This is a genomic window from Streptomyces sp. NBC_01214 (assembly GCF_026340975.1).
GTDB lineage: Bacteria > Actinomycetota > Actinomycetes > Streptomycetales > Streptomycetaceae > Streptomyces.
The window spans coordinates 4,095,832-4,114,915 of record NZ_JAPEOS010000001.1; the positions used below are offsets into that span (position 1 = coordinate 4,095,832).

A 19,084-nucleotide genomic window follows, 5' to 3' on the forward strand; every position below is an offset into this window, starting at 1 on the left:
GTCGGTCAGCGGGTGGCGTCCGCCTTCTCCGCCGTCCCGGCCTGCTCGGCCTGCTCCGCCGTCCCGGGTACTGCCGCGGGCTGTCCGGCGGCCGCCGCCACGGTGCCCTGCCCGCTGCGCAGGCCGATCCAGCTGATCAGTGCGACCAGCGCGAAGGCCACCGCCCCGATCCCGAAGGTGAGGGTGAACCCGGACTCGGCGGGCAGCGGGGGGACCCCCGCCGGCAGGTGCTCGATGGTCTTGGAGGCGAGGATCGTGGTGACGACGGCGCTGCCGATCGCACTGCCCGTGGAGCGGGAGATCGAGTTGATGCCGTTGGCGATGCCGCTCTGGTGGTGCGGGACGCTGGACATGATCACGGCGGGCATGGCGGCGTAGCCGAAGCTGACGGCCGCACCGACGACGAGCCCGGCGCCGATCACCGAGAAGCTGTGCTGGTGGTCCAGGACCAGCCAGGCGAAGCCGGCCGCGCCGAGGGCCGCGGCCAGGGCCAGCGCCGTACGCGGACCCCGGTGGCGCACGATCTGGCCGCCGACGGGCGAGGCGAGCAGCGAGACGATGGCGCCGGGCAGCAGGAACTGCACGGAGGCGCGCAGGATGGACGCGTCGAAGCCGTAGCCGGTGAGGGCCTCGGGCATCTGGACGAGGTACGAGACGCCCAGGAAGTTCGCGAACATGCCGAAGCCGACGAGGACACCGGCCAGGTTGGCCATGAGCACGGGGCGGTGGACGAACATCTTCATGTCGACGAGCGGCTCGCTCACCTTGCGCTCGACGAGCACCCAGACGGCGGCCATGACGGCGGCGCCGGCGAAGCTGCCCAGCGTGCGGGCGGAGCCCCAGCCCCACTCGTGGCCCTGGGAGATCGGCAGCAGGAGCAGCAGCAGCGCGATGCCGAGGGTCAGTGCGCCGAGGAAATCGGTGCGCCCGCCGGTCTTGTGGCGGGTCGCGGGGACCAGGAACACCACCGCGAGCAGGGCGAGGAGCGCGAAGCCGGTCGCCATCCAGAAGGCGTTGCGGTAGTCCGCGCCGGAGCCGGAGGTGAGCAGCCCGGTCGCGACGAGCGCGAGCCCGCTGCCGAACGCGAGCGTGCCGCTGACCAGGGCCATCGCGCCCGGCAGCTTCTGCGGCCGGACCTCTTCGCGCAGGACCGACAGGGCCAGCGGGAAGATCGCCGTGGCGGCTCCCTGGAGCACCCGGCCCAGGATCAGCAGCGGCAGCGAGGTCGCCAGTGCGGAGATGACCGAGCCGGCGACCATGACGCCGAGCACGGCGACCAGGGTGGGCTTCTTGCCGTGCTGGTCACCGAACCGGCCCAGCAGCGGGGTGAAGACGGCGGCCGACAGCAGGGTGGCGGTGGTCACCCAGCTCACGTTGGCCGTGGTGGTGCCGAGGTCCTCACGGATGAGGCCGAGGATCGGCACCGGCAGGGTCTGCATCATCGACACGACCATGGCGGCCAGGCTCAGGGCGAAGACGATGACCGTCTCGTTCCGGTGCCCGGAGGCTGTGGTGGCGGGAGAGGGGGTGCTCATGGCTGGGGTGAACCTTCTTCGTGTTTCGGAGCTGAAGAGCTTCGGAACGCAGATGTTTGACCTTCTCAAGTAACTCGACCGACGGTAGACGTAGATAGTTAAGGTGGTCAAGTAAACAATTGATAATGTGAAGCATCCTGAGTACGCTCCAGGTATGAGCGACACCGCCACGCAGACCCCCACCAAGCTCCAGCTGCTGGAGCTGCTCGCCGCGATCGGCACCGCCCAATGGCGCGAGTTCGCGGCCGCCGCGGCCCAGCACGGCCTGACCTCCACCCAGGCCCGGGTCCTCGCCCAGCTCGACGGCCCCGTACCCATGCGCGGCCTCGCCACCCTGCTGGTGTGCGACGCCTCCAACGTGACCGGCATCGTCGACCGGCTGGAGGCCCGCGAGCTGGTGCGCCGGGAGCCGGACCCCGCCGACCGACGCGTCAAGAACGTCGTCGCGACGGATGCGGGCCGCGAGGTCATCCGCCGCGTGCGCGAGGAGATGCAGGCCGTGCACGGCGCGCTGGACACGCTCGACGAGGCCGAGAGCGCGACGCTCTACGCCCTGCTGGGCCGCCTGCGCCCCTCGATGGAGAAGGGCGCCTGAAGTAGCCTCGGCCTCCATGAGTACTTTGCAGACGATCAACGACGTGTCCGTGCTGATGTGCGAGGCGGAGGGCGAGGTCATCGCCGGTGAACGCGAGGCCCTCGACTTCATCGGCGACGCCGGCTACCAGGGCGCCCAGTGGGTCGTCATCCCCGCCGGGCGGTTCGACGACGAGTTCTTCCGGCTGAGCACCCGCGTCGCCGGCGCGATCATCCAGAAGTTCGTCCAGTACCGGGTCGGCATCGTCGTCCTGGGCGACATCTCGCGCCACACTGAGGCCAGTCCGGCGCTGCGCGACTTCGTCCGCGAGTGCAACCGCGGGACGCAGACGTGGTTCCTCGCCGATGCCGCAGAGCTGGGCGAGCGGCTGGCCGGGCCGGCGGCGTGAGCGGAGCCGGCGCGCTGCGCGTCCTGCGGGCGGCCGACCGGACCGCCACCGTCTGGAAGAACGGCGGGGGAGTCACCCGGGAGATCGCGGTCTGGCCCGAAGGCGCGGACATGGACGCCTTCGGCTGGCGCGTGAGCCTGGCCGAGGTCGCCGCCGACGGCCCGTTCTCGGGCTTCCCCGGCATCGAGCGCACCCTGACCCTCGCCGAGGGCGCGGGCATGGACCTCACGGTGGCGGGCGTACGCCGACTCGTGGACGAGCGGTTCGCGCCGCAGGACTTCCCCGGGGACGAGCCGACCGAGTGCCGGCTGCTCTCCGGCCCGGTCGTGAACTTCAACGTGATGTACCGCAGGGGCGCGGTGGAGGCGCAGACCGCCGTCGTGCGGGGTGCGCTCGACGCCGCGGTCCCGCCGGGCGGGACGCTGTTGGTGGTCGCGCTGGAGGGGCCGGCGGTACTCGAACGGGCCGGTGACCGCGCGGAGCTGCTCCCGTACGACGCGGCCCTGCTGACGGGGCCGCTCGACTGCCGGGTCCGTACGGGTGGGCGCGCGGCCGTCGTACGGTTGGCCCCGGCCTAGCGGGTGCGGGTGCGGGTGCCCAGCTTGATCCACTTCGCGGTGCTGGGGACGCCCTTCGCGTCGAGCAGGAAGAGCATGTAGTACCCGGGCGGGGCGTCGGTCGCGCCCGGCGGCGTGCGGAGTCCGATCGTGGAGCCGTGGACACCGGTGATCCGCAGGTCCAGGTGGCGCTGGCTGGTGTTCACCGAGTGGGTGACGGTCGTCGGCGCCAGCAGCACGGCCCGCGTGACGTCCTTCGCCGTCGAGCTCGTGACCTGGAAGTCCGTGTCGTGGCCGAGGTCGCCCGTCGGGGCCCGGTCGAGCGCCGGCCGGGCGCCGCGGTGCAGGTAGGCGGGCTCGTAGAGCTCGATGCTGCCGTCCATCCCGTCCTTGATGTCGGGGTCGTTGGCGATCTGCTGGAGCTCGTCCCCGGTGACCATCATCCGGCCGTCCGGCAGGACCAGGGCGTTGGAGTGGTAGCCGCGGGGCAGTCGTTGGGCCGGCCCCAGCTTCCAGTGGCCCTGCGCGTCGCGCAGTTCGATCTGCCGGTACTTCAGGTCGGCCTTCGGGTTGAAGGGCCCGTTGCCGTAGTCCCGGGTGTCCAGGGCGCCGTTCACCGTGAGCAGCGTCCCGTCGGGCAGGATCAGGGTCCCGTCCTGGGTGCGGCCGAAGGCCCTCGGCTCCTCGATGCTCCAACGGCCGCCGGACAGCCGGTACGTGAGCGGGTCGCGCGGGTCGCCGCCGAGCACCAGGACGGAGTCAGGGCCCCGGAAGCCGGCCGGCAGCGGCACGGCCGAACCGTAGCCCCGGAAGTCGGCGGGCCGCCGCGGCAGGTCGGTGCGGGTGTCCCCGACCGGGTCGAACAGCCACTGTTGGTCGGCGTCGCGGCCGAGCCCGTAGATCATCCCGTCCCGCAGCGAGAAGAGGTGCGGATAGTCGTTGCGGAAGGGGGCCTGCGACCGGAGCCGCTCCGCGGGGACGTTCGCCGGGATGTCGTACGAACGCCAGGGCACGGGCCGCCCGAGCGCGGGGAAGCGCTCCACCACCGGAGTGGGTGTGCCCGTACCGCGCTCGGACTGGCCGGACATGATGATCTGCCGGCCGTCCGGCCCGGTCACCACCGAGGGGTACCAGCGGCCCACGGACATGTCGCGGTTGCGGAACCACTTCTCGGTCCACGGGTCGAACACGAAGGACAGCTTGGCGCCGCTGCCGCCCTTCCCGCCGACGTTCCCGCCGAACACCCCCACCATCCCGTTGGGGAGGTAGGAGTGACCGGCGCAGAAGAACGGCGCCGGGCGCGGGGCGTAGGCGCCGTCGGGCATCAGCACCACCGGCGGCGGCACGTTCTTGAAGGCCTTCGCCCCGGTCCCCCTCGCGGGGTCCCAGAGGTAGGCGCGGCCCGCGTTGGTCCGGCCGACCGTGTTGGTGGGCCCGGTTTCCTTGGTGGGATCGGCTTCCACGCGTTCGAAGGAGAAGAGCAGCACCTTGCCCGTCGGCAGCTGGGCCACGTGGACGCCGAAATCGGGCGAGGGGAAGAACCGGGTGAACCGGCCGAACCGGGCCGCGTCGAACTTCGCGTTGCCCTTGAGCTGGGACGCCTCCAGGGAGGACAGGCTCGACGTGCGCTTCGACTGCGGATAGCCCTGATTGCCCTTGGCCGCCTCGCGCAGTCGTGCGTGCGCGCGGGCGTGCTCCTCGCCGAGCACCCCGGCCTCGTCGCCCGTGTGGTGGGCCGCGGCGAAGGCCGGGTCGAAGGCCGGGGCGGCTGCGGCCAGGGCGATGGTCAGGGCGGTGGTCAGGGCGGTGGTCACTGCGGTGGCGAGCGCCAGCGCCGACAGGGCGGTGGGGCGTGGTCGTGGTGCGCGGGACGGGCGTGGTGTGCGGGACATGGGACTCCTCACCGCAGGAGGGCCCGGCGCCCCGGCCGGCTCCAGAACCCGCTGATTGCCTCAAGGACGCCGCCGATATTAGGAAATATCGCAACGATCGACCGGTGCGACTCGGCGCTGCGCGCCACCTGGGGCCATCCGGCGGAGGGGTTTGAGTAGATTTATCGTTTCTCCGGTGATGGGCTTCGGCCATCGAGGTGAGACCGCGTGCCCGTCGCCCGGCCGGGGCCGCTGCGGACCGCTATCCATGGCGGTGTGATCAAGTCCCTCCGCACCGGATTCACCGCAGCCGCCGTGACCGCGACCTTCCTCGCGCTCACCCCCGCCGCCGGGGCCTCGTCCCCGGCGCCCTCGGCCCCCACCGACCAGGTCACCGTGGACGTCGCCTCCGTGAACGGATCGGGCTGCCGTCCAGGCAGTGCCGCCGTCGCCGTGTCGCCGGACAACTCGGCCTTCACCGTCACCTACAGCGAATACCTGGCCCAGGCCGGCGGCGGCGTCTCCGCCGTCGAGGCCCGCAAGAACTGCCTCCTCTCCCTCGACGTCCACGTCCCCCAGGGGTACACCTACGCCGTGGCCAAGGTCGACTACCGCGGCTTCGGCAGCCTCGCACCGGGCGCGGTCGGCACGCAGAAGGCCAGCTACTACTTCCAGGGCATGAGCCAGACCGCGTACCGCACCCACAAGTTCAACGGCGAGCTCGTCGACAACTGGCAGGCGACCGACACCACGGGCGTCGAGGCCCTGGTCTTCGCACCCTGCGGTGAGCAGCGCAACTTCAACATCAACACCGAGCTGCGCGCCGAGGTGGGCACCTCGGACCCGGCGCACACCAGCTTCATGGCACTCGACTCGACGGACGGCAGCATCAACAGCGTGTACCACTTCTCCTGGAAGAAGTGCCCGGCCCGGCGCTGATCCGGGAACGCCCGCTCCCCGTTCGCAGGGGCCCGCCGTCCCGCGGGCCCCTGCGAGGTGTCCGGTGCCCGGTCCGCCGCCGGCTCAGGCCGACGCGCGCCGCACCAGTGCCGTGGCGGTGATCACCGGATCGGGCGCCGCCGGCCGCCCGTCCGGACCGCCGTTCAGACGGTGCATCAGCAGCCGTGCCATCAGACGGCCCATGCCCTCGATGTCCTGGCGTACGGTCGTCAGCGGCGGGTCGGCGCTCTCCGCCACCGGTTCGGCGTCGTCGAAGCCGACCAGCGCCACGTCCCCGGGCACCGTCCGGCCGCTCTCCCGCAGTACGCGCAGGGCGCCGGTCGCCATCAGGTCGTTCCCGGCGAAGACGGCGTCGATACCGGCGTCCCGGTCCAGCAGTTCCGCCATCGCGCGGGCCCCGCCCGCCGGGGTGAAGTCCCCTTCGGCGAACAACTCCGGGCCGCCCGCCGCCAGCGCGTCCCGGTAGCCGCTCAGCCGGTCGGCGGCCGAGGTCTGGTCGAGCGGGCCGGCGATGTGCGCGATCCGCCTCCGGCCCTGCGCCAGCAGGTACCGTACGGCTTCCCGTGCGCCCCCGCGGTTGTCGGCGTCGACGTAGACCACGCCCTCGCCGTCGTCCTCCCCGCTCCCGGTGGTCCAGCCGGGCCGGCCGCCGTAGACCGTGGGCATGCCGATGCGGCGGGTGATGGCGGGCAGCGGGTCGTCGGTGTGCAGGGAGAAGGCCAGGGCCCCGTCGACGTGGCCGCCGGCCAGGTAGCGCTCGATCCGGTCGTAGTCGCCGCGGTCCTCGACCAGGAGCAGGACGAGCTGTGCGTCGTGTGCGGTCAACTCCTTGGCGATGCCGCGGACCTGGCGCGAGAAGAAGGGGTCCGAGAAGATCCGGACCTCCGGCTCGGCGATGATCACCGCGACTGCCCCGGTGCGCCGGGTGACCAGGGTGCGGGCCGCGTGGTTGGGGACGTACCCGAGCACGCGGATCGCGGTGCGGACCCGGTCCACCAGATGTGCGCGGACCCCGTCGCCGCCGTTGACCACGCGGGACGCGGTGGCCCGCGACACCCCGGCGTGCGCCGCGACGGCCTCCAGGGTGGGGCGGCTGTCGGGACGCGGCTCGGTCACGGATGCTCCTCCACGGTGTCCACGGGTGGTGGTCTCGACGGGCAGCAGGGTAACCGGTGACCGCGCCCGGTTGCTGCCCCGCAGGCGGGTTACGGCCGCGTGGCGGCCCGTTCCAGCAGCCCCCGCAGGACGCCCTGTTCCTCCGTGGTGAGGCCGGACAGCGGCGAGTCCACGGCGAGCAGCGCGAGGAGGCGCTCGCGCAGTGCGATCCCTGCGGCGGTGAGGACGAGCTGCTTCGCGCGGCGGTCGGTGGGGTGCGGATGGCGCTCGATCAGGCTCTGCTTCTCCAGTTTGTCGACGACGAAGGTGGTGTTGGAGGGCTCGCAGCTCATGCGGTCGGCGAGCTCCCGCATGGTCATCGGCCCGCTCATCTCCCGCAGCGCGGTCGCCTGCGACGCGGTGAGGCCCAGGGTCGCGGCGCGCTCGCGCACGTGCTCGGAGATCCGCTGGGCCAGTCCGTTCACCAGGCCGCACAGCTGTCGCTCGGCGATGGCCTGCAGCTCCGGGGGCGTCGTCATGCCATCACCCTAGCAAGTCCGTGAAGCAGAAATATTTACAGCTTGAATGATTCGAACTTGATGCTTATGGTGATCGTCGTCGCGGCGGACCGCGGCGACCTGATGGCAACTCACGGGAGATGACCCATGGCTGACATGACGATGGCTCAGGACGAGCGACTGCGCCGTCCGGCGGGAATCCGCTCGATACGGCTGGGCGACACCACGGTGTCCTACGTGCCGGACGGCGACGTACGGCTCCGGCCGCTGTCGCTGCTCCAGGACAGCACCGACGAGGTGTGGGCCGCGCATCCGCAGTACCTGGACCCCGAGGGCCACCTGGTGGGGAGCGTCGGCGGACTGCTCGTGGAGCACGGCGGCCGCGCCCTGCTGATCGACGCGGGCTTCGGCCCGCAGTCGCACGAGGCCCCGGAGGGCCCGCTCGCCACGATCCGGGGCGGCGCGCTCGTGCGCAGCTTGGCCGAACTCGGTCGCAGCCCCGAGGACGTGGAGGCGGTGGCCTTCACCCACCTCCACGCGGACCACCTCGGCTGGGCCTGCCACTCCGCGCCCGGCGCTGACCGGCCGGTGTTCGCCCACGCCGAGTACCTGGTGTCCGAGCCCGAATGGGAGCGGCGCGACCTCCTGGAGGCCCAGGGCATGACCGAGCAGGTCGCGGCCCTGGCACCGCGCGTACGTACGATCACGGACGGTCAGGAGGTCTTCCCCGGCGTGCGCGTACGGATCACCCCCGGCCACACCGTCGGACACGCCGAGTACGTCATCACCGGCGGCGGGCGCCGCCTGATCGCCTTCGGGGACGCCGTGCACTCGCCCCTCCAGATCGACCACCCCGCATGGTCCTCGGGCTTCGACCACGACGGCGCCCGCACCGCCTGCCACCGCAAGCGCCTCGTCGCCGAGCTGGCGGAGCCCGGCACCATCGGCTTCGGCGTCCACTTCGCCGACGTGGTGTTCGGACACGTAGTACAGGACGGGGACGGCCCGGCCTGGCGCCCCCTGGACGCGTGACCCGGAGGTCGGGGGGCGGTCAGAATTCGGGGACGAAGGGGAGGTAGTCCGAGTCGGGCCCCGAGGGGATCACCACGTAACTGCTCTCCGGGAGTTCGTTCCACACTCCGGGCAGGTCTCCGAGCGGCTCGGACACCACGAGGCGGGTCTCGTCCGAGACCTCCCTCAGGTAGGGCACCTCCGGGTGCAGGTGCCGGACGGTCTCGGCCCGGGAACTGTAGAAGAGCGAGCGGGACTTTCCCTGGCTGGAGTAGCGAAAGGCCCACACGTGCACGCCGTCACTCACCGCCACCGTCATCTGGAGCGGTTCCGGTACGCCGTGCTCCTTGCCGAGGCGCTCCACGAACCCCGCCATCCTGGCCACCGCACCCGGGGCGTCCTGGTCGAGACCGAAAGTGACCGCCAGGTAGAACATCACCTCGGAATCGGTGGACCCCTCGATGGACGGGAAGAGCGCCGGGTCGACAGCCATGCACAGGTCGCGCTGGAGCCGGTGGAAGTCCGCGATCGCGCCGTTGTGCATCCACAGCCAGCGTCCGTGGCGGAAGGGGTGACAGTTGGACTGCTGGACGGCCGACCCCGTCGAGGCACGGACGTGCGCGAAGAACAGCGGTGAGCGGACGTGCGCGGAGAGCTCCTGCAGGTTGCGGCTGTTCCAGGCCGGGCCGACGTCCCGGAAGACCGCTGGGGTGCCGTTGCCGTCCGCGCTGTACCAGCCGATGCCGAAACCGTCGCCGTTGGTCGGTTCGGCGCCCATCTTGGCCCGCAGGCTCTGGTTGATCAGGGAGTGCTCGGGGCGGTAGAGCACGGTGTCGAGGAGCATGGGCGAACCCGAGTAGGCGAGCCAGCGACACATGCGCACCATCCCCTTCGCGACCTGCTCCGAGCCTAACCCCGCCGACGTCGGGGTTCTCGCGGGACGGGCCGTCCGCGGCGGCCGCGGGTCAGGAGAAGAGCCAGCGCGTCTGGCTGTAGCCGCCCTTGCCGAAACCGAAGGCGGTGCCGGGGCGGACCGCGAAGACCACGGCCTCGCCCGCGTCCGGATTCACGAACACGCCGTCCCCCACCTCGAAATGCCACTCGGCGCCGTACTTCGCCTCCCAGGCGGCGGCGAGCCGGCGCAGCCGGTCGGGATCCGTGACCCGGGCCGCCTCACCCTCGACGACCAGGTCGAATCCCTCGTGGAGGGTGTTGGTCCCGGTGGTGAGGACGACGTGCGGGTTGGCGCGGAGGTTCTTGGCCTTGCGCTCCTGGGGCCCGGTGCAGAAGTGCAGCGCGCCGTCCGCCCAGACCCCGATCAGCGGGGTGACGTGCGGCCGTGCGTCGGGGCGTACGGTCGTCAGCCAGTACAGCTCCGCCGCGGCCAGTCGGGTGACGGCTTCCCGCCAGGGCACGGCCGTCGCCCGCTCGTCGCTGTACCGCGCGTCCAGCTCGGCGCGGGGTTCCTCGTCGGGCACGGTCGTCCTCCTGGGCGCGGCTTTCGGCTGCGGTCGCTCACCAGCCTGTCCCGGGGCGCGCCGGCCGTCCACCGGAGGCCGCGCCCCACCCCGCTCCCGAGCCGAGCACGCCCGACCCCCGGCGGCCCGGGACGGCGACCTCCTCGGCGAGCTCGCTGGCAGCAGCCAGGTACGGCGTTTCCCCGGCCTCGACGTGGCCTCCGTTAGGAACAGTTCAGATGTCTCGATGCATGCGGCCGGGATCGCGGAGCGGGGCCACACCGTGGCTCCGGTCCGTCTCGCAACTACGCCGGGACCGGAAAGACAGCTGTAGGTCACCGCAGCTCAATGGGGCCAAGTTCACGTCGGCATGTCAATGCAGGCTTGTCCTACTCGGAGTTGCACTGGGGCCTACGCGGGATGCCTGACATGGATCCGCACTGGCGGGTGCGCGCCCGGATCGCCGACCGGTCCCTGCGCGGCCTGTTCCATGCCGGCCCGGATGGCGAGGACGACATCGAGCTGTGGCGGGCCCCGCGATCTGGCTGTCGTCGCCTACGTGGCTTTCATCTGATGGCCGCCGCGCGTGCCCGCCGCGAGCAAACCGAGCGCACGTACTTGCCCGGGATCGCGGACGTCCGGATCTGCGGCGACGAGGCGACCGTCAGGACCGTGGCGCGCGAGTGGATCCGGCGGAAGGCGACGGGCGTCGCTCAGCCAGCGAGACGATTGGGTCGAGGTCGCCGCCGGCCTCCACACCGTCCATGTCCGCGACTTCAAGGACGCCACCCGCCTCTCCCTTCGCAGTCTCGCCCACGGCTTGGAGCACCTTCGTCCGATCCTCTGATTCATTCGAACGCAGCAGCTCGCCGTGCACATGGCGGGCGGGACGCCGAGCCTGACCCCATGGGCATACGACCATGGGTGATCGTCGAGCCACCTGACCGGCGCGGTCTACGCCGGATCACCATCCTCGGTAAGACGGTGGGCAGCGCCTGGTCCTCCCGGGAGTTGCGGAGGGTACTCGGCCGCCTCGGCTACCCCGACGACATGGACCTCGACGACCCCTCGCGCGTCTACTGGCGCGGCGGCGACAGCAGTGTCTGGCCCGACGACAGGGGCTGGAGACGGCGTGTGGTCATCGTCCTCATGCTGGTGGGGCTGCTCGGCTCACTGGCTCTGCACGTCGTCATCGGCTGGGTAGACGCCTGGGGAGCACTGACGTTCGCGCAACGTCTGGTCGGTGCTCTGTTCCTGTTGGCGGGCGCCGTTCAGGCCATCGCGTTGCCTGCGGTCGTCGACTACTGGGGCCGCAGGCAGGTCAGGCTGTCCGGAGCACTGGTCCTTCTCGGTGTGTCCATGGCGCTGGTCACCACGACCCTTCTCCTCTTTCTGTGGCTGCAGGAACAAGAATTCATAGCCACTGTCCTGCTCGTCCTTGCCTTGTGGCTCTGGTCGCTGTGGGCCCTCCGCACCCTCATCCGCGAAAAGGTGTGGAGAGGGATACCGCACCCCAGAAAGTTCGCGGTTGGCGTTGCCGTCACAGCACTCCTGACAGCCATCAGCCTCGGTTATTCGATTCTCTATCAACCCATTGTGGCCCCCCTACATTTCGTACTTAAAGCCGAATTCGGGACACCGCAGACAGGCGCCGATTCGCCCTACATTCACGTCCCCCTCAAGCTCTATGCAAAGAACACCGGAGGGATCCCGGTCTACATCGTCGTCGATGACTACACGGTCTGGGGATACTCGGCTAAGTTCTCCGAGTCAGGCGAGGGGCTGAAGGAATGGAACGACGATGAGGCGAGCGTGCGGTCGCAGTGGGTCTCTGAGGCGCAGGCATTCGAGAGCAAAGTCAAAGGTGAGGTCATTTCAGCCGGGCAGTTCCAGGGTCCTGGGTCAACACTAGAGTCCGGGGAAGAATTCAGGATGGAGAAAATTATCACGCTCCCCAAGAACATCAAGTACGAGACGCTGGACGCCGTTCTTCAGTTCGCCATCCTGAGGCAAGACCGCGGGAAGCTCGACGAGGAATTCCAATACAAGAGACTCTCCTGGATGAAGTCGGAAGGGAGATATTATTGCCCGCCCGACGGCTGTGGTGAGCTCCTTATGCATCACGGCAGGGTGCGCTACAATGTCAATTTGATCAATTTGACACGCAAACCGCGCTATGTGGCGGCTTTCTGGTCCCCGGAAGTCGAGCCAGACGCCTTTATCTCGTCGTTTGACTTTAAGAAAGAGAAGAAGAATCGGTCGATCTATGACATATATAAAAGCCTGGACGAGAACGAATTGGAAAGAGAGCGCGAGAGGTACGGACTCTACTGGATCTCCGTTAATTCGGAGGTTTCCGTCAAGGGCCTGCTGAAGCAGGCGCAACCCTGAGTCGCGCGCACGATCTCGTCATATGACGCCCAAACGGCGTGCGGCAAGGCAGAGGTCAGGGGCAACGGACGGGCAGCACGATGCTGCGGCCCCGCCGCCGAACGCCGTGTACGTGCCGGACCCTACAGACCTCACCCGGGGAGCTCCCGTGCGCTCCGTAGGGATCGACGCGTCGTGATCGTGAGGCTGCAAGTCCAAGGACGGGCATGCGCTGGGGGCGCCCGGCTCGCGCAGTGCGGAGCCGTCACGAGGGGCCGGCGAAGGGCATCGCGTCGGCCCACTCCCAAAAGGCGTGGCCGGCGTTGACCGCTGCCTCCATGGCGGCGAACAGGTGGGAGGGGTCGACGTCGGGCGGGACGTCGACCGCGAGGGAGCGCGCGCCGTTCCACTCGCTCAGGAGGTCTGCCGCGACGATCTCGGTCTTGATCTCGTCAGCGGCCTTCTGGAGATCGGCGGGCGGCAGGTCGGGAGTGAACACGAGCCGCAGCGTGCGCTGTGAAGACTTCCTGACCACCTCGCTGACGTAGCCGTCGTCGTCGAGCACCACGACGTCGCGCAGGGCGATCCCGTAGGTGGAGAAGGGAATGCAGGCGACCTCGTAGGTCCCGTCGCCGACCGCGCTGAGCCAGAGCTGCTCGACGTGGTCGTCCAGGCCGAAGGGGGCCAGGTCGGCGCGCGCGATGTAGTTGGTCGAGGCGCGCCCGACCGGCTGCTCGTGGACGAGGAACTGCATGACGGCTCCCCCGATGACCTGTTCCGATGGTCAGTCATGATGCAGGCCCCCGTCATCGCTGTTGCCGGCGGGTGCGGGTGACCCGAGCGGAGCCGGTCCGGAGTACGTTCCGTTCGGCCGACAGACCGAGCGCGTACCCCTGCCCCGGTGGGCAACCGGACCGAGGCGTCACCGGTGCGGGCCCTCTGGGGTGGCGCAAGCGCAGCACAGGGTGGGGCGTTCCTTCGTGCCGGCGGGGGACACTACGGGGATCCGGTGCAGCTCGGGCACCGCACGGCGCCCGGATCCGGACGTGGAAGTCCTGTTGCGTACGGCAGCGCTGGACCTGTTGACCGGCTCGGCCGGTGATTTCGGGGCCGAGCTGAGACGAGCTGCTCCCGAGCCTGCGATGCGCACGCGCTTCGGCACGTGGAAGTCGGGACGGACAGTCGGTGCGCCGTCCGCGCGGAGTGCCGCGTGGACGGCGCCGCCGCGCATCAATGGCCGAAGTCGAACCAGTTGACGTTCACGAAGTCGGCGGGCTGGCCGCTGGCGAAGGTCAGGTAGACGTCGTGCGTGCCCGTGACCGCGGTGATGTTCGCCGGCACCGTGCGCCAAGCTTGCCAGCCGCCGGTGGAGGCGATCGAGAAGCTGCCGATCGGAGCCGAGGCCGGGTCGTCGAGCCGTACCTCGACCAGCCCGCTGACCCCGTCGGCCGCACCGCTGGCCACGCGCCCGTAGAACTGCCTGGCCGGGGTGGAGCCGAAGTCGACGCCCCGGAACAGTGCCCAGTCGCCGTTCCCGATCGCCGCGAGGTCCTGGCCGCCGCCGCTGTCCGTGGTGCTCTCCTTGATCACGCCCGACTGGCCGTCGTACGACTCGGCCTGGATCGCCGTGTACGCGTCGCGGTGACCGGGCGGCGTGGTCGGCGGGGTGGTGGGCGGTGTCGTCGGGGGAGTGGTGGGCGGGGTGGTGGGCGGCGTGGTGCCGCCGGTGGAGCGCAGGACGGACACGTAGTCCACGACCATCGCGTGTCCGGGCTGGGTGCCCGCGTCGGGGCCGCCGCCGAAGGCGTCCGGGAAGCCGCCGCCCATGGCGACGTTCAGGATGATGAAGTAGCCGTGGTTCGTGGCGTTGGTCCAGGTCGTCGCGTCGACCTGATCGGCCCGCACCGTATGGAAGTTGAACTCGTCGACGTAGAAGCGCATCTCCTCGACCGCGGTCGAGCGGTCCCACTCGACGGCGTACGTGTGGAAGCCGGCCTGGCAACTGGCGCCGGGGCAGACGCGCTGGCCGCCGATTCCGGAGGTCTCGTTGCAGGGGCCGCCCGGACTCGTGCCGCAATGCACGGTGGCCCAGACGTTGTTGAGGCCCTGGACGTTCTCGAGGATGTCGATCTCGCCGATGCCCGGCCAGTTCCACCAGTTGCCCCGGTAGGGGGCGCCGAGCATCCAGAAGGCCGGCCAGTAGCCCTTGGCGGCCGGGCCCGTCACGTTCGGCATCTGGATGCGGGCCTCCGACCGGAGCGTGCCGCCCGCCGGGGGCTCGAAGTCGGCCCGCCGGGTCTCGACGCGGCCGGACGTCCAGTTGCCGGCGGCGTCCCGGCGCGGGGTGATCCGCAGGTTGCCCGTGCCGTCGAGGGAGACGTTGGAGGGGTCGGCGGTCATCGTCTCGATCTCGCCGGTTCCGAAGTTGGCGGGTCCGCCGGGATAGGAGGTACCGGTGGTGTACTGCCAGTCGGCGGTGTTCACCCCGGATCCCGCGGGTCCGTCGAAGTCGTCGAGGAACACCCGGGACCAGCCGGCCGGTGCGGGGGGAGCCGCGGCGTTCGCGGGTAGGACCACGGCCGCGGCGGCTGCCGCGACCACGGCGATCGTGCTGAGCGCGGCTAAGGCGGCCCGCCGGGCCGTCGGCTGCTTCCTGCCGGATGTCTCGTGCATGGGTGCCCTCTCTGGAGCGCGTCGAAGCGCGGTGCGGGGGGAAGGGTCAGTGGATGGGACAGCTTGAGAGCGCTCTCAAGCGGTGCCGCTGGACACTGTCCTCCGCGCCCTCACGGGCCGTCAAGAGATTGAACCGGCACAGCATTTACGGGCAGGGCGAGTTCAACCAGTGAACGAGGGACGCCCCTGGCCGAGGCGCGGCCGCGCCACCGACCGGAGCTCCCGCCGCCGCCGGTCGACGGTCGGCGGCGGGACGCTCACCCGTACGGACCAACTCGCCGTACGTCACACCGGCGGACCGAGCACCTCCTCGGCGCCGGGCAGGTCATGGACGGAAGCCGCCGTCCCGGTCAGCGGCAGCAGGCCGGACAGCGGGCACGGCACGGGCATCTCGTGGTCGACCTCCCACTGCCCGACCGCGGCGCCGGCCGACTTCCCGCCCGACTTCCCGGCCGACTTTCCGCCCGCGTTCCCGCCCGCGTGGTCCATGGTGCAGACGGCGTACAGGTTGCCGGCGCAGCCCCGGCACAGCAGCGGCCGGTGGCCGGTCACCACGACCTGTCCAAAGTGCCGCGCACGGCACGCTCTTGTAGCGTCGGTCGCGACAGGATTCCAGGTGGTCCCACCGGAGTCCGCAGGCCGGTTCGCTCACGCGGAACACGTCCCGTCAGCGCGCCGAGCCACCCGTGTGCAGCCCGCGCCGGAGTCGAGCCGGTCCGCCCCTCGCGATGCGACCGGGCGCACGCGCAGCCCCCGTGAGAGAGGCCGTGCCGATGTCGAAGGATGTCCCGATAGCGAGCCTGCTGCGTGTGGAGAGGGGCGTCGCCGCCCCTGAGGAACTGGCCGCGATCGCGGTCGTCGTCGCGTGTTACGCCGGGCGGACCTCCGGCGGCGGCGACGCGGCCGCGGGCGCCGGGCCCGGCCGCCGGCGCACCGCCGTACCGGCCTCCGGCTGCTGGGCAGGTTGCTGGGCCTGCCGCTGAACCGCTTCCGCCGGCCGCACGCACGGCCGGCGGAAACGGGGACGAGGTGGTCACGCCCGGCGCAGCACCGTCGAGAGGACCTCGCGCAGCGTCGCCGGGGCATCGGCCACGGCTCCCTCCGAGCGCCAGGCCACGAATCCGTCCGGCCGTACGAGCACGGCGCCCTCGGCGCTCATCGCGTGTGCCTCCGTCCAGTCCGAGCGCCCCTCCTGGACCAGGTCCACACTCGGCCCGGAGCCGATCGTGTAGGCCTCCAGCCGCACCGACAGCTGCTGCGCCACCTGCTGCGCGGCCGCCTGCCACGGCGTCCCCGCGCCGCTGAGCAGCACGAAGGAACGCTCGTAGAGGTCCAGGGTGGAGATCCGCTCACCCGACCGGGTCACCCACATGTGCGGGGCCCGGGTCCCGGTGTCGCCGACCAGCCGCAGGGTCTCCGGGATGACGGGCCGCTCGGGCGCGCCGCCGACGAGCGCGCCCTTCGGGTAGCAGTAGCCCATGGCGGTGGTCAGGACCCCGCTGCCCGGCCCGCCGCCCATGGTGGGCGGCGGCGCGTACCCCGGGTGGCTGTGTTCCGCCGAACGGGCCGAAGCCCGCTCGCTGGTGGCTTTGGCCACCGGCAGCCGCTCGGCCTCGTAGGTGTCGAGCAGTCCGATGCCCGCCGAGCCGTCCAGTACCGCGGCGATCTTCCACGCCAGGTTGTGCGCGTCCTGGATCCCCGTGTTGGAGCCGAACGCCCCGGTGGGGGACATCTCGTGGGCCGCGTCCCCGGCCAGGAACACCCGTCCGGACGAATACCGCTGCGCCACCCGTTCGGCCGCATGCCACGGGGCCTTGCCGCCGATCTGTACGTCCAGGTCGGGTACGCCGATCGCGTCGCGGATCTGGTCCACGCACCGCTCGTCGGTGAAGTCCTCCAGGGTCTCGCCCTGCTCCGGGTGCCACGGGGCGTGGAAGACCCACTGCTTCTTGTTGTCCACGGGCAGCAGCGCTCCGTCGGCCCCCGGGCGGATCAGGTAGCAGACGATGAAGCGCAGGTCGCCCAGCACCTCGACGAGCTTCTCCGAGCGGAACGTGACGCTCACGTTGTGGAACAGCTCGCCGTTACCCGTCTGGGGGATCCGCAGCTGTTCCCGGACGGGACTGCGCGGCCCGTCCGCGGCGATCAGGAAGTCGGCGCGCACGGTGATGTGCTCGCCCGTCTCCCGGTCCTTCACCACGGCGTTCACCCCCGTGGCGTCCTGGTCGAAGCTCATCAGCTCGGTGGAGAACCGCACGTCGGCGCCCATGCCGCGGCTCTGTTCGGCCAGTACCGGCTCGACGTTGTTCTGGCTGCACAGACACCAGCCGGTCGGGCTGAACCGGGCCAGTGCCCCGGCCGGATCGATCGACTTGACCAGCCAGTTGTGGTCGCCGTCGGTCAGCGAGCGGGCCTGCAGAATGCCCTGGTTTCCCTCCAGTACGGACGCCGCCCGGCGGATCGCGCGCTCCGCCCCTGCCGTGCGGAACAGCTCCATCGTCCGGGCGTTGATGCCACGGCCCCGCGGGTGCGCGGAGGTGCCGGAGTGCTTCTCGACCAGCAGGTGCCTCACTCCGTGGCGGCTCAGGAAAAGCGAGGTGGACAGGCCCACGAGGGAGCCGCCCACGACGAGAACCGGTACGCGAACATCGGCGTTGTCTTCCATCAGCTGCGGGCTCCTGTTTTCTGTGTGGGGGAGTGGACTCTTTATGCCCGCGATCCGGGATCAGGCCCAGTTGATTCGCCGGTTGTCACCCGCTTGATCCGGACATGTAGCGGTACGTCCCCACCCGGATGACGATGAGCGACAGCGGCTCCCCCTGAGACGCGCCGGCCTGCCGTTCCCCACCGAGGCGGCCGCCGGCCCGGGCGGACGCCACCGGTGACGGACGAGGGGTCCGTACGCGATGGATCTCCACCCCCTCATGAAGGAGTGAGTAGATGACAACCACCCTGTCCGAACGGGTGTCGCAGTCAGCCTTCGACGGCTCCATGCTCCGGGTCGTCCTGCTGATGGACCTCCACGAGGGGACCCAGCAGCAGTTCTTCGAGGCGTACGAACAGCTCCGCCACGACATCGCGTCGGTTCCGGGCCACATCAGCGACCAGCTGTGCCAGTCCTTCGAGAATCCCTCCCAATGGCTCATCACCAGCGAGTGGGAAAGCGCCCCGCAGTACCTCGCATGGGTCAACAGCGACCATCACGCCGAACAGGTGAAGCCGCTGGGCGCGTGCGCCCGCGCCATGCGCCCGCTCAAGTTCACCGTCCTGCGGGAGACCGGCCGCGGCTACGGCCAGGAGGCCCGTCCGGCCACGGCGCGCCTGCAGCAGACCCCCCGGTTGGGTGCCGGCATCGTGCGCCACGCCCTCACCTTCACCGTCAAGCCGGGCAGCGAGCAGGACGTCGCGTCCATCCTCTCCAGCTACGCCTCCCCGGAGGCCCGGGTCGACGACCACACCCGCCTGTGCCGCACGTCCCTGTTCATGCACGGCAACCGGGTCGTACGGACGGTGGAGGTCCAGGGCGACCTGATGGCGGCCCTGCGGCACGTCTCCGAGCAGCCCGAGGTGCGCGCCGTCGAGGAGGCCATCAACCCCTACCTCGAACAGGACCGGAACCTGAACGACCCGGAGTCCGCGCGCATGTTCTTCATGCGTGCGGCGCTCCCGGCGGTCCACCACATCGCCGCACCCGAGCCCGAGTCCGCCGAGGTCCAGCGGCACGCGCTCTTCTACCCGGCCAAGCCCGGTTGCGGCGTCGCGCTCGCCAAGTTCCTGGCCCGCCAGGACGAGGCGGCCGCACACCACCCGGGCAGCCCCGTTCGGAGCAGCAGCATCTTCCAACGTGACGACATCGTCGTCCGGCTCATCGACGTCCGCGGCCCGCTCGATGCCGAGCCCGACACCACCCTCGGCGTCTCGGGACCGCGCAAGGCGGCGGTGCTCGACCGGTTGACGGCCCGGGTCGGCAGGCGGGTCCGCACCGCCGGCCACACCATGAACCTGATCACGGACCGCCGGGCACCCGCGGATTCCTGATCCTCCCCGGCCAACC

Annotated in this window: 18 protein-coding genes and 1 pseudogene; 8 read left to right on the plus strand and 11 right to left on the minus strand. The window is 70.7% G+C overall.

What is annotated here, in order from left to right; genetic code table 11:
• Nucleotides 1-5: 5 nt before the first annotated feature.
• On the minus strand, nt 6-1,535 hold the full coding sequence (locus OG594_RS19225; protein WP_266600513.1) for an MFS transporter: 1,530 nt from the start codon (nt 1,533-1,535) through the stop codon (nt 6-8).
• A 154-nt stretch (nt 1,536-1,689) separates the two neighbouring features.
• Between OG594_RS19225 and OG594_RS19230 the strand changes: the two genes are divergently transcribed.
• Genes OG594_RS19230 through OG594_RS19240 form a run of 3 tightly spaced genes read left to right on the plus strand, consistent with a single transcriptional unit; the run spans nt 1,690 to nt 3,096 of the window.
• On the plus strand, nt 1,690-2,130 hold the full coding sequence (locus tag OG594_RS19230; RefSeq protein ID WP_266600515.1) for a MarR family winged helix-turn-helix transcriptional regulator: 441 nt from the start codon (nt 1,690-1,692) through the stop codon (nt 2,128-2,130).
• A 16-nt stretch (nt 2,131-2,146) separates the two neighbouring features.
• Entirely contained in the window at nt 2,147-2,518 is a 372-nt protein-coding gene (locus OG594_RS19235) for a DUF4180 domain-containing protein (RefSeq protein ID WP_266600517.1), read from the plus strand.
• Nucleotides 2,515-3,096 (plus strand): HutD family protein, encoded by a 582-nt coding sequence (locus OG594_RS19240; RefSeq protein ID WP_266600520.1) that lies wholly within the window; start codon nt 2,515-2,517, stop codon nt 3,094-3,096. Before OG594_RS19235 ends, OG594_RS19240 begins: the two co-directional genes overlap by 4 nt.
• On the opposite strand, the gene OG594_RS19245 is transcribed toward OG594_RS19240, so the two are convergent.
• Nucleotides 3,093-4,967 carry a glyoxal oxidase gene (locus OG594_RS19245; protein WP_266600522.1) on the minus strand — a complete coding sequence of 625 codons (1,875 nt, stop codon included), beginning with the start codon at nt 4,965-4,967 and terminating at the stop codon, nt 3,093-3,095. The genes OG594_RS19240 and OG594_RS19245 overlap by 4 nt on opposite strands.
• 255 nt (nt 4,968-5,222) lie before the next feature.
• Here OG594_RS19245 and OG594_RS19250 point away from each other — a divergent pair, with 255 nt between their 5' ends.
• On the plus strand, nt 5,223-5,885 hold the full coding sequence (locus tag OG594_RS19250; RefSeq protein WP_266600524.1) for a DUF4360 domain-containing protein: 663 nt from the start codon (nt 5,223-5,225) through the stop codon (nt 5,883-5,885).
• An 84-nt stretch (nt 5,886-5,969) separates the two neighbouring features.
• On the opposite strand, the gene OG594_RS19255 is transcribed toward OG594_RS19250, so the two are convergent.
• The gene (locus OG594_RS19255; protein ID WP_266600526.1) at nt 5,970-7,022 is read right to left on the minus strand and encodes a LacI family DNA-binding transcriptional regulator; all 1,053 of its coding nucleotides are present in this window, start codon (nt 7,020-7,022) and stop codon (nt 5,970-5,972) included.
• Nucleotides 7,023-7,111: 89 nt separating this feature from the next.
• The gene (locus OG594_RS19260) at nt 7,112-7,540 is read right to left on the minus strand and encodes a MarR family winged helix-turn-helix transcriptional regulator (protein ID WP_266600528.1); all 429 of its coding nucleotides are present in this window, start codon (nt 7,538-7,540) and stop codon (nt 7,112-7,114) included.
• A 126-nt stretch (nt 7,541-7,666) separates the two neighbouring features.
• Here OG594_RS19260 and OG594_RS19265 point away from each other — a divergent pair, with 126 nt between their 5' ends.
• A complete protein-coding gene (locus tag OG594_RS19265; RefSeq protein ID WP_266600530.1) occupies nt 7,667-8,551 on the plus strand; it encodes an MBL fold metallo-hydrolase in 885 nt (294 codons plus the stop codon).
• 19 nt (nt 8,552-8,570) lie between these two features.
• On the opposite strand, the gene OG594_RS19270 is transcribed toward OG594_RS19265, so the two are convergent.
• The 3 genes and pseudogenes from OG594_RS19270 to OG594_RS47380 all read right to left on the minus strand — a co-directional run.
• Nucleotides 8,571-9,407, minus strand: coding sequence for a class II glutamine amidotransferase (locus tag OG594_RS19270; protein WP_266600531.1), 837 nt, complete (start codon nt 9,405-9,407; stop codon nt 8,571-8,573).
• Between the two features lie 88 nt (nt 9,408-9,495).
• Nucleotides 9,496-10,008, minus strand: coding sequence for a pyridoxamine 5'-phosphate oxidase family protein (locus tag OG594_RS19275; RefSeq protein ID WP_266600533.1), 513 nt, complete (start codon nt 10,006-10,008; stop codon nt 9,496-9,498).
• A gap of 37 nt (nt 10,009-10,045) precedes the next feature.
• Nucleotides 10,046-10,198: pseudogene (locus tag OG594_RS47380) on the minus strand (hypothetical protein); the annotation flags it as partial.
• Between the two features lie 713 nt (nt 10,199-10,911).
• On the opposite strand from OG594_RS47380, the gene OG594_RS19280 reads away from it, so the two are divergent.
• Complete coding sequence (locus OG594_RS19280; protein ID WP_266600535.1) at nt 10,912-12,378, plus strand: hypothetical protein; 1,467 nt, start codon at nt 10,912-10,914, stop codon at nt 12,376-12,378.
• A gap of 244 nt (nt 12,379-12,622) precedes the next feature.
• On the opposite strand, the gene OG594_RS19285 is transcribed toward OG594_RS19280, so the two are convergent.
• The 3 genes from OG594_RS19285 to OG594_RS19295 all read right to left on the minus strand — a co-directional run bounded on the left by OG594_RS19285 (nt 12,623) and on the right by OG594_RS19295 (nt 15,585).
• On the minus strand, nt 12,623-13,111 hold the full coding sequence (locus OG594_RS19285; protein ID WP_266600537.1) for a DUF4265 domain-containing protein: 489 nt from the start codon (nt 13,109-13,111) through the stop codon (nt 12,623-12,625).
• A gap of 476 nt (nt 13,112-13,587) precedes the next feature.
• Nucleotides 13,588-15,030, minus strand: coding sequence for a glycoside hydrolase family 16 protein (locus OG594_RS19290; RefSeq protein WP_266600539.1), 1,443 nt, complete (start codon nt 15,028-15,030; stop codon nt 13,588-13,590).
• Nucleotides 15,031-15,315: 285 nt separating this feature from the next.
• Entirely contained in the window at nt 15,316-15,585 is a 270-nt protein-coding gene (locus tag OG594_RS19295) for a hypothetical protein (RefSeq protein ID WP_266600541.1), read from the minus strand.
• Nucleotides 15,586-15,803: 218 nt separating this feature from the next.
• Here OG594_RS19295 and OG594_RS19300 point away from each other — a divergent pair, with 218 nt between their 5' ends.
• Nucleotides 15,804-16,013, plus strand: a complete 210-nt coding sequence (locus tag OG594_RS19300) for an acyl-CoA carboxylase epsilon subunit (protein ID WP_266600543.1) — start codon at nt 15,804-15,806, stop codon at nt 16,011-16,013.
• Between the two features lie 50 nt (nt 16,014-16,063).
• On the opposite strand, the gene OG594_RS19305 is transcribed toward OG594_RS19300, so the two are convergent.
• On the minus strand, nt 16,064-17,695 hold the full coding sequence (locus tag OG594_RS19305; protein ID WP_266600545.1) for an FAD-dependent monooxygenase: 1,632 nt from the start codon (nt 17,693-17,695) through the stop codon (nt 16,064-16,066).
• A 275-nt stretch (nt 17,696-17,970) separates the two neighbouring features.
• Between OG594_RS19305 and OG594_RS19310 the strand changes: the two genes are divergently transcribed.
• Complete coding sequence (locus OG594_RS19310) at nt 17,971-19,068, plus strand: SchA/CurD-like domain-containing protein (protein WP_266600547.1); 1,098 nt, start codon at nt 17,971-17,973, stop codon at nt 19,066-19,068.
• Nucleotides 19,069-19,084 lie beyond the last annotated feature (16 nt).

Coding starts and splice junctions, on each gene's coding strand:
- OG594_RS19225 (WP_266600513.1), bottom strand. CDS start 1,535: ATGAGCACCCCCTCTCCCGCCACCACAGCCTCCGGGCACCGGAACGAG.
- OG594_RS19230 (WP_266600515.1), top strand. CDS start 1,690: ATGAGCGACACCGCCACGCAGACCCCCACCAAGCTCCAGCTGCTGGAG.
- OG594_RS19235 (WP_266600517.1), top strand. CDS start 2,147: ATGAGTACTTTGCAGACGATCAACGACGTGTCCGTGCTGATGTGCGAG.
- OG594_RS19245 (WP_266600522.1), bottom strand. CDS start 4,967: ATGTCCCGCACACCACGCCCGTCCCGCGCACCACGACCACGCCCCACC.
- OG594_RS19260 (WP_266600528.1), bottom strand. CDS start 7,540: ATGACGACGCCCCCGGAGCTGCAGGCCATCGCCGAGCGACAGCTGTGC.
- OG594_RS19265 (WP_266600530.1), top strand. CDS start 7,667: ATGGCTGACATGACGATGGCTCAGGACGAGCGACTGCGCCGTCCGGCG.
- OG594_RS19270 (WP_266600531.1), bottom strand. CDS start 9,407: ATGTGTCGCTGGCTCGCCTACTCGGGTTCGCCCATGCTCCTCGACACC.
- OG594_RS19285 (WP_266600537.1), bottom strand. CDS start 13,111: ATGCAGTTCCTCGTCCACGAGCAGCCGGTCGGGCGCGCCTCGACCAAC.
- OG594_RS19290 (WP_266600539.1), bottom strand. CDS start 15,030: ATGCACGAGACATCCGGCAGGAAGCAGCCGACGGCCCGGCGGGCCGCC.
- OG594_RS19300 (WP_266600543.1), top strand. CDS start 15,804: ATGTCGAAGGATGTCCCGATAGCGAGCCTGCTGCGTGTGGAGAGGGGC.
- OG594_RS19305 (WP_266600545.1), bottom strand. CDS start 17,695: ATGGAAGACAACGCCGATGTTCGCGTACCGGTTCTCGTCGTGGGCGGC.
- OG594_RS19310 (WP_266600547.1), top strand. CDS start 17,971: ATGACAACCACCCTGTCCGAACGGGTGTCGCAGTCAGCCTTCGACGGC.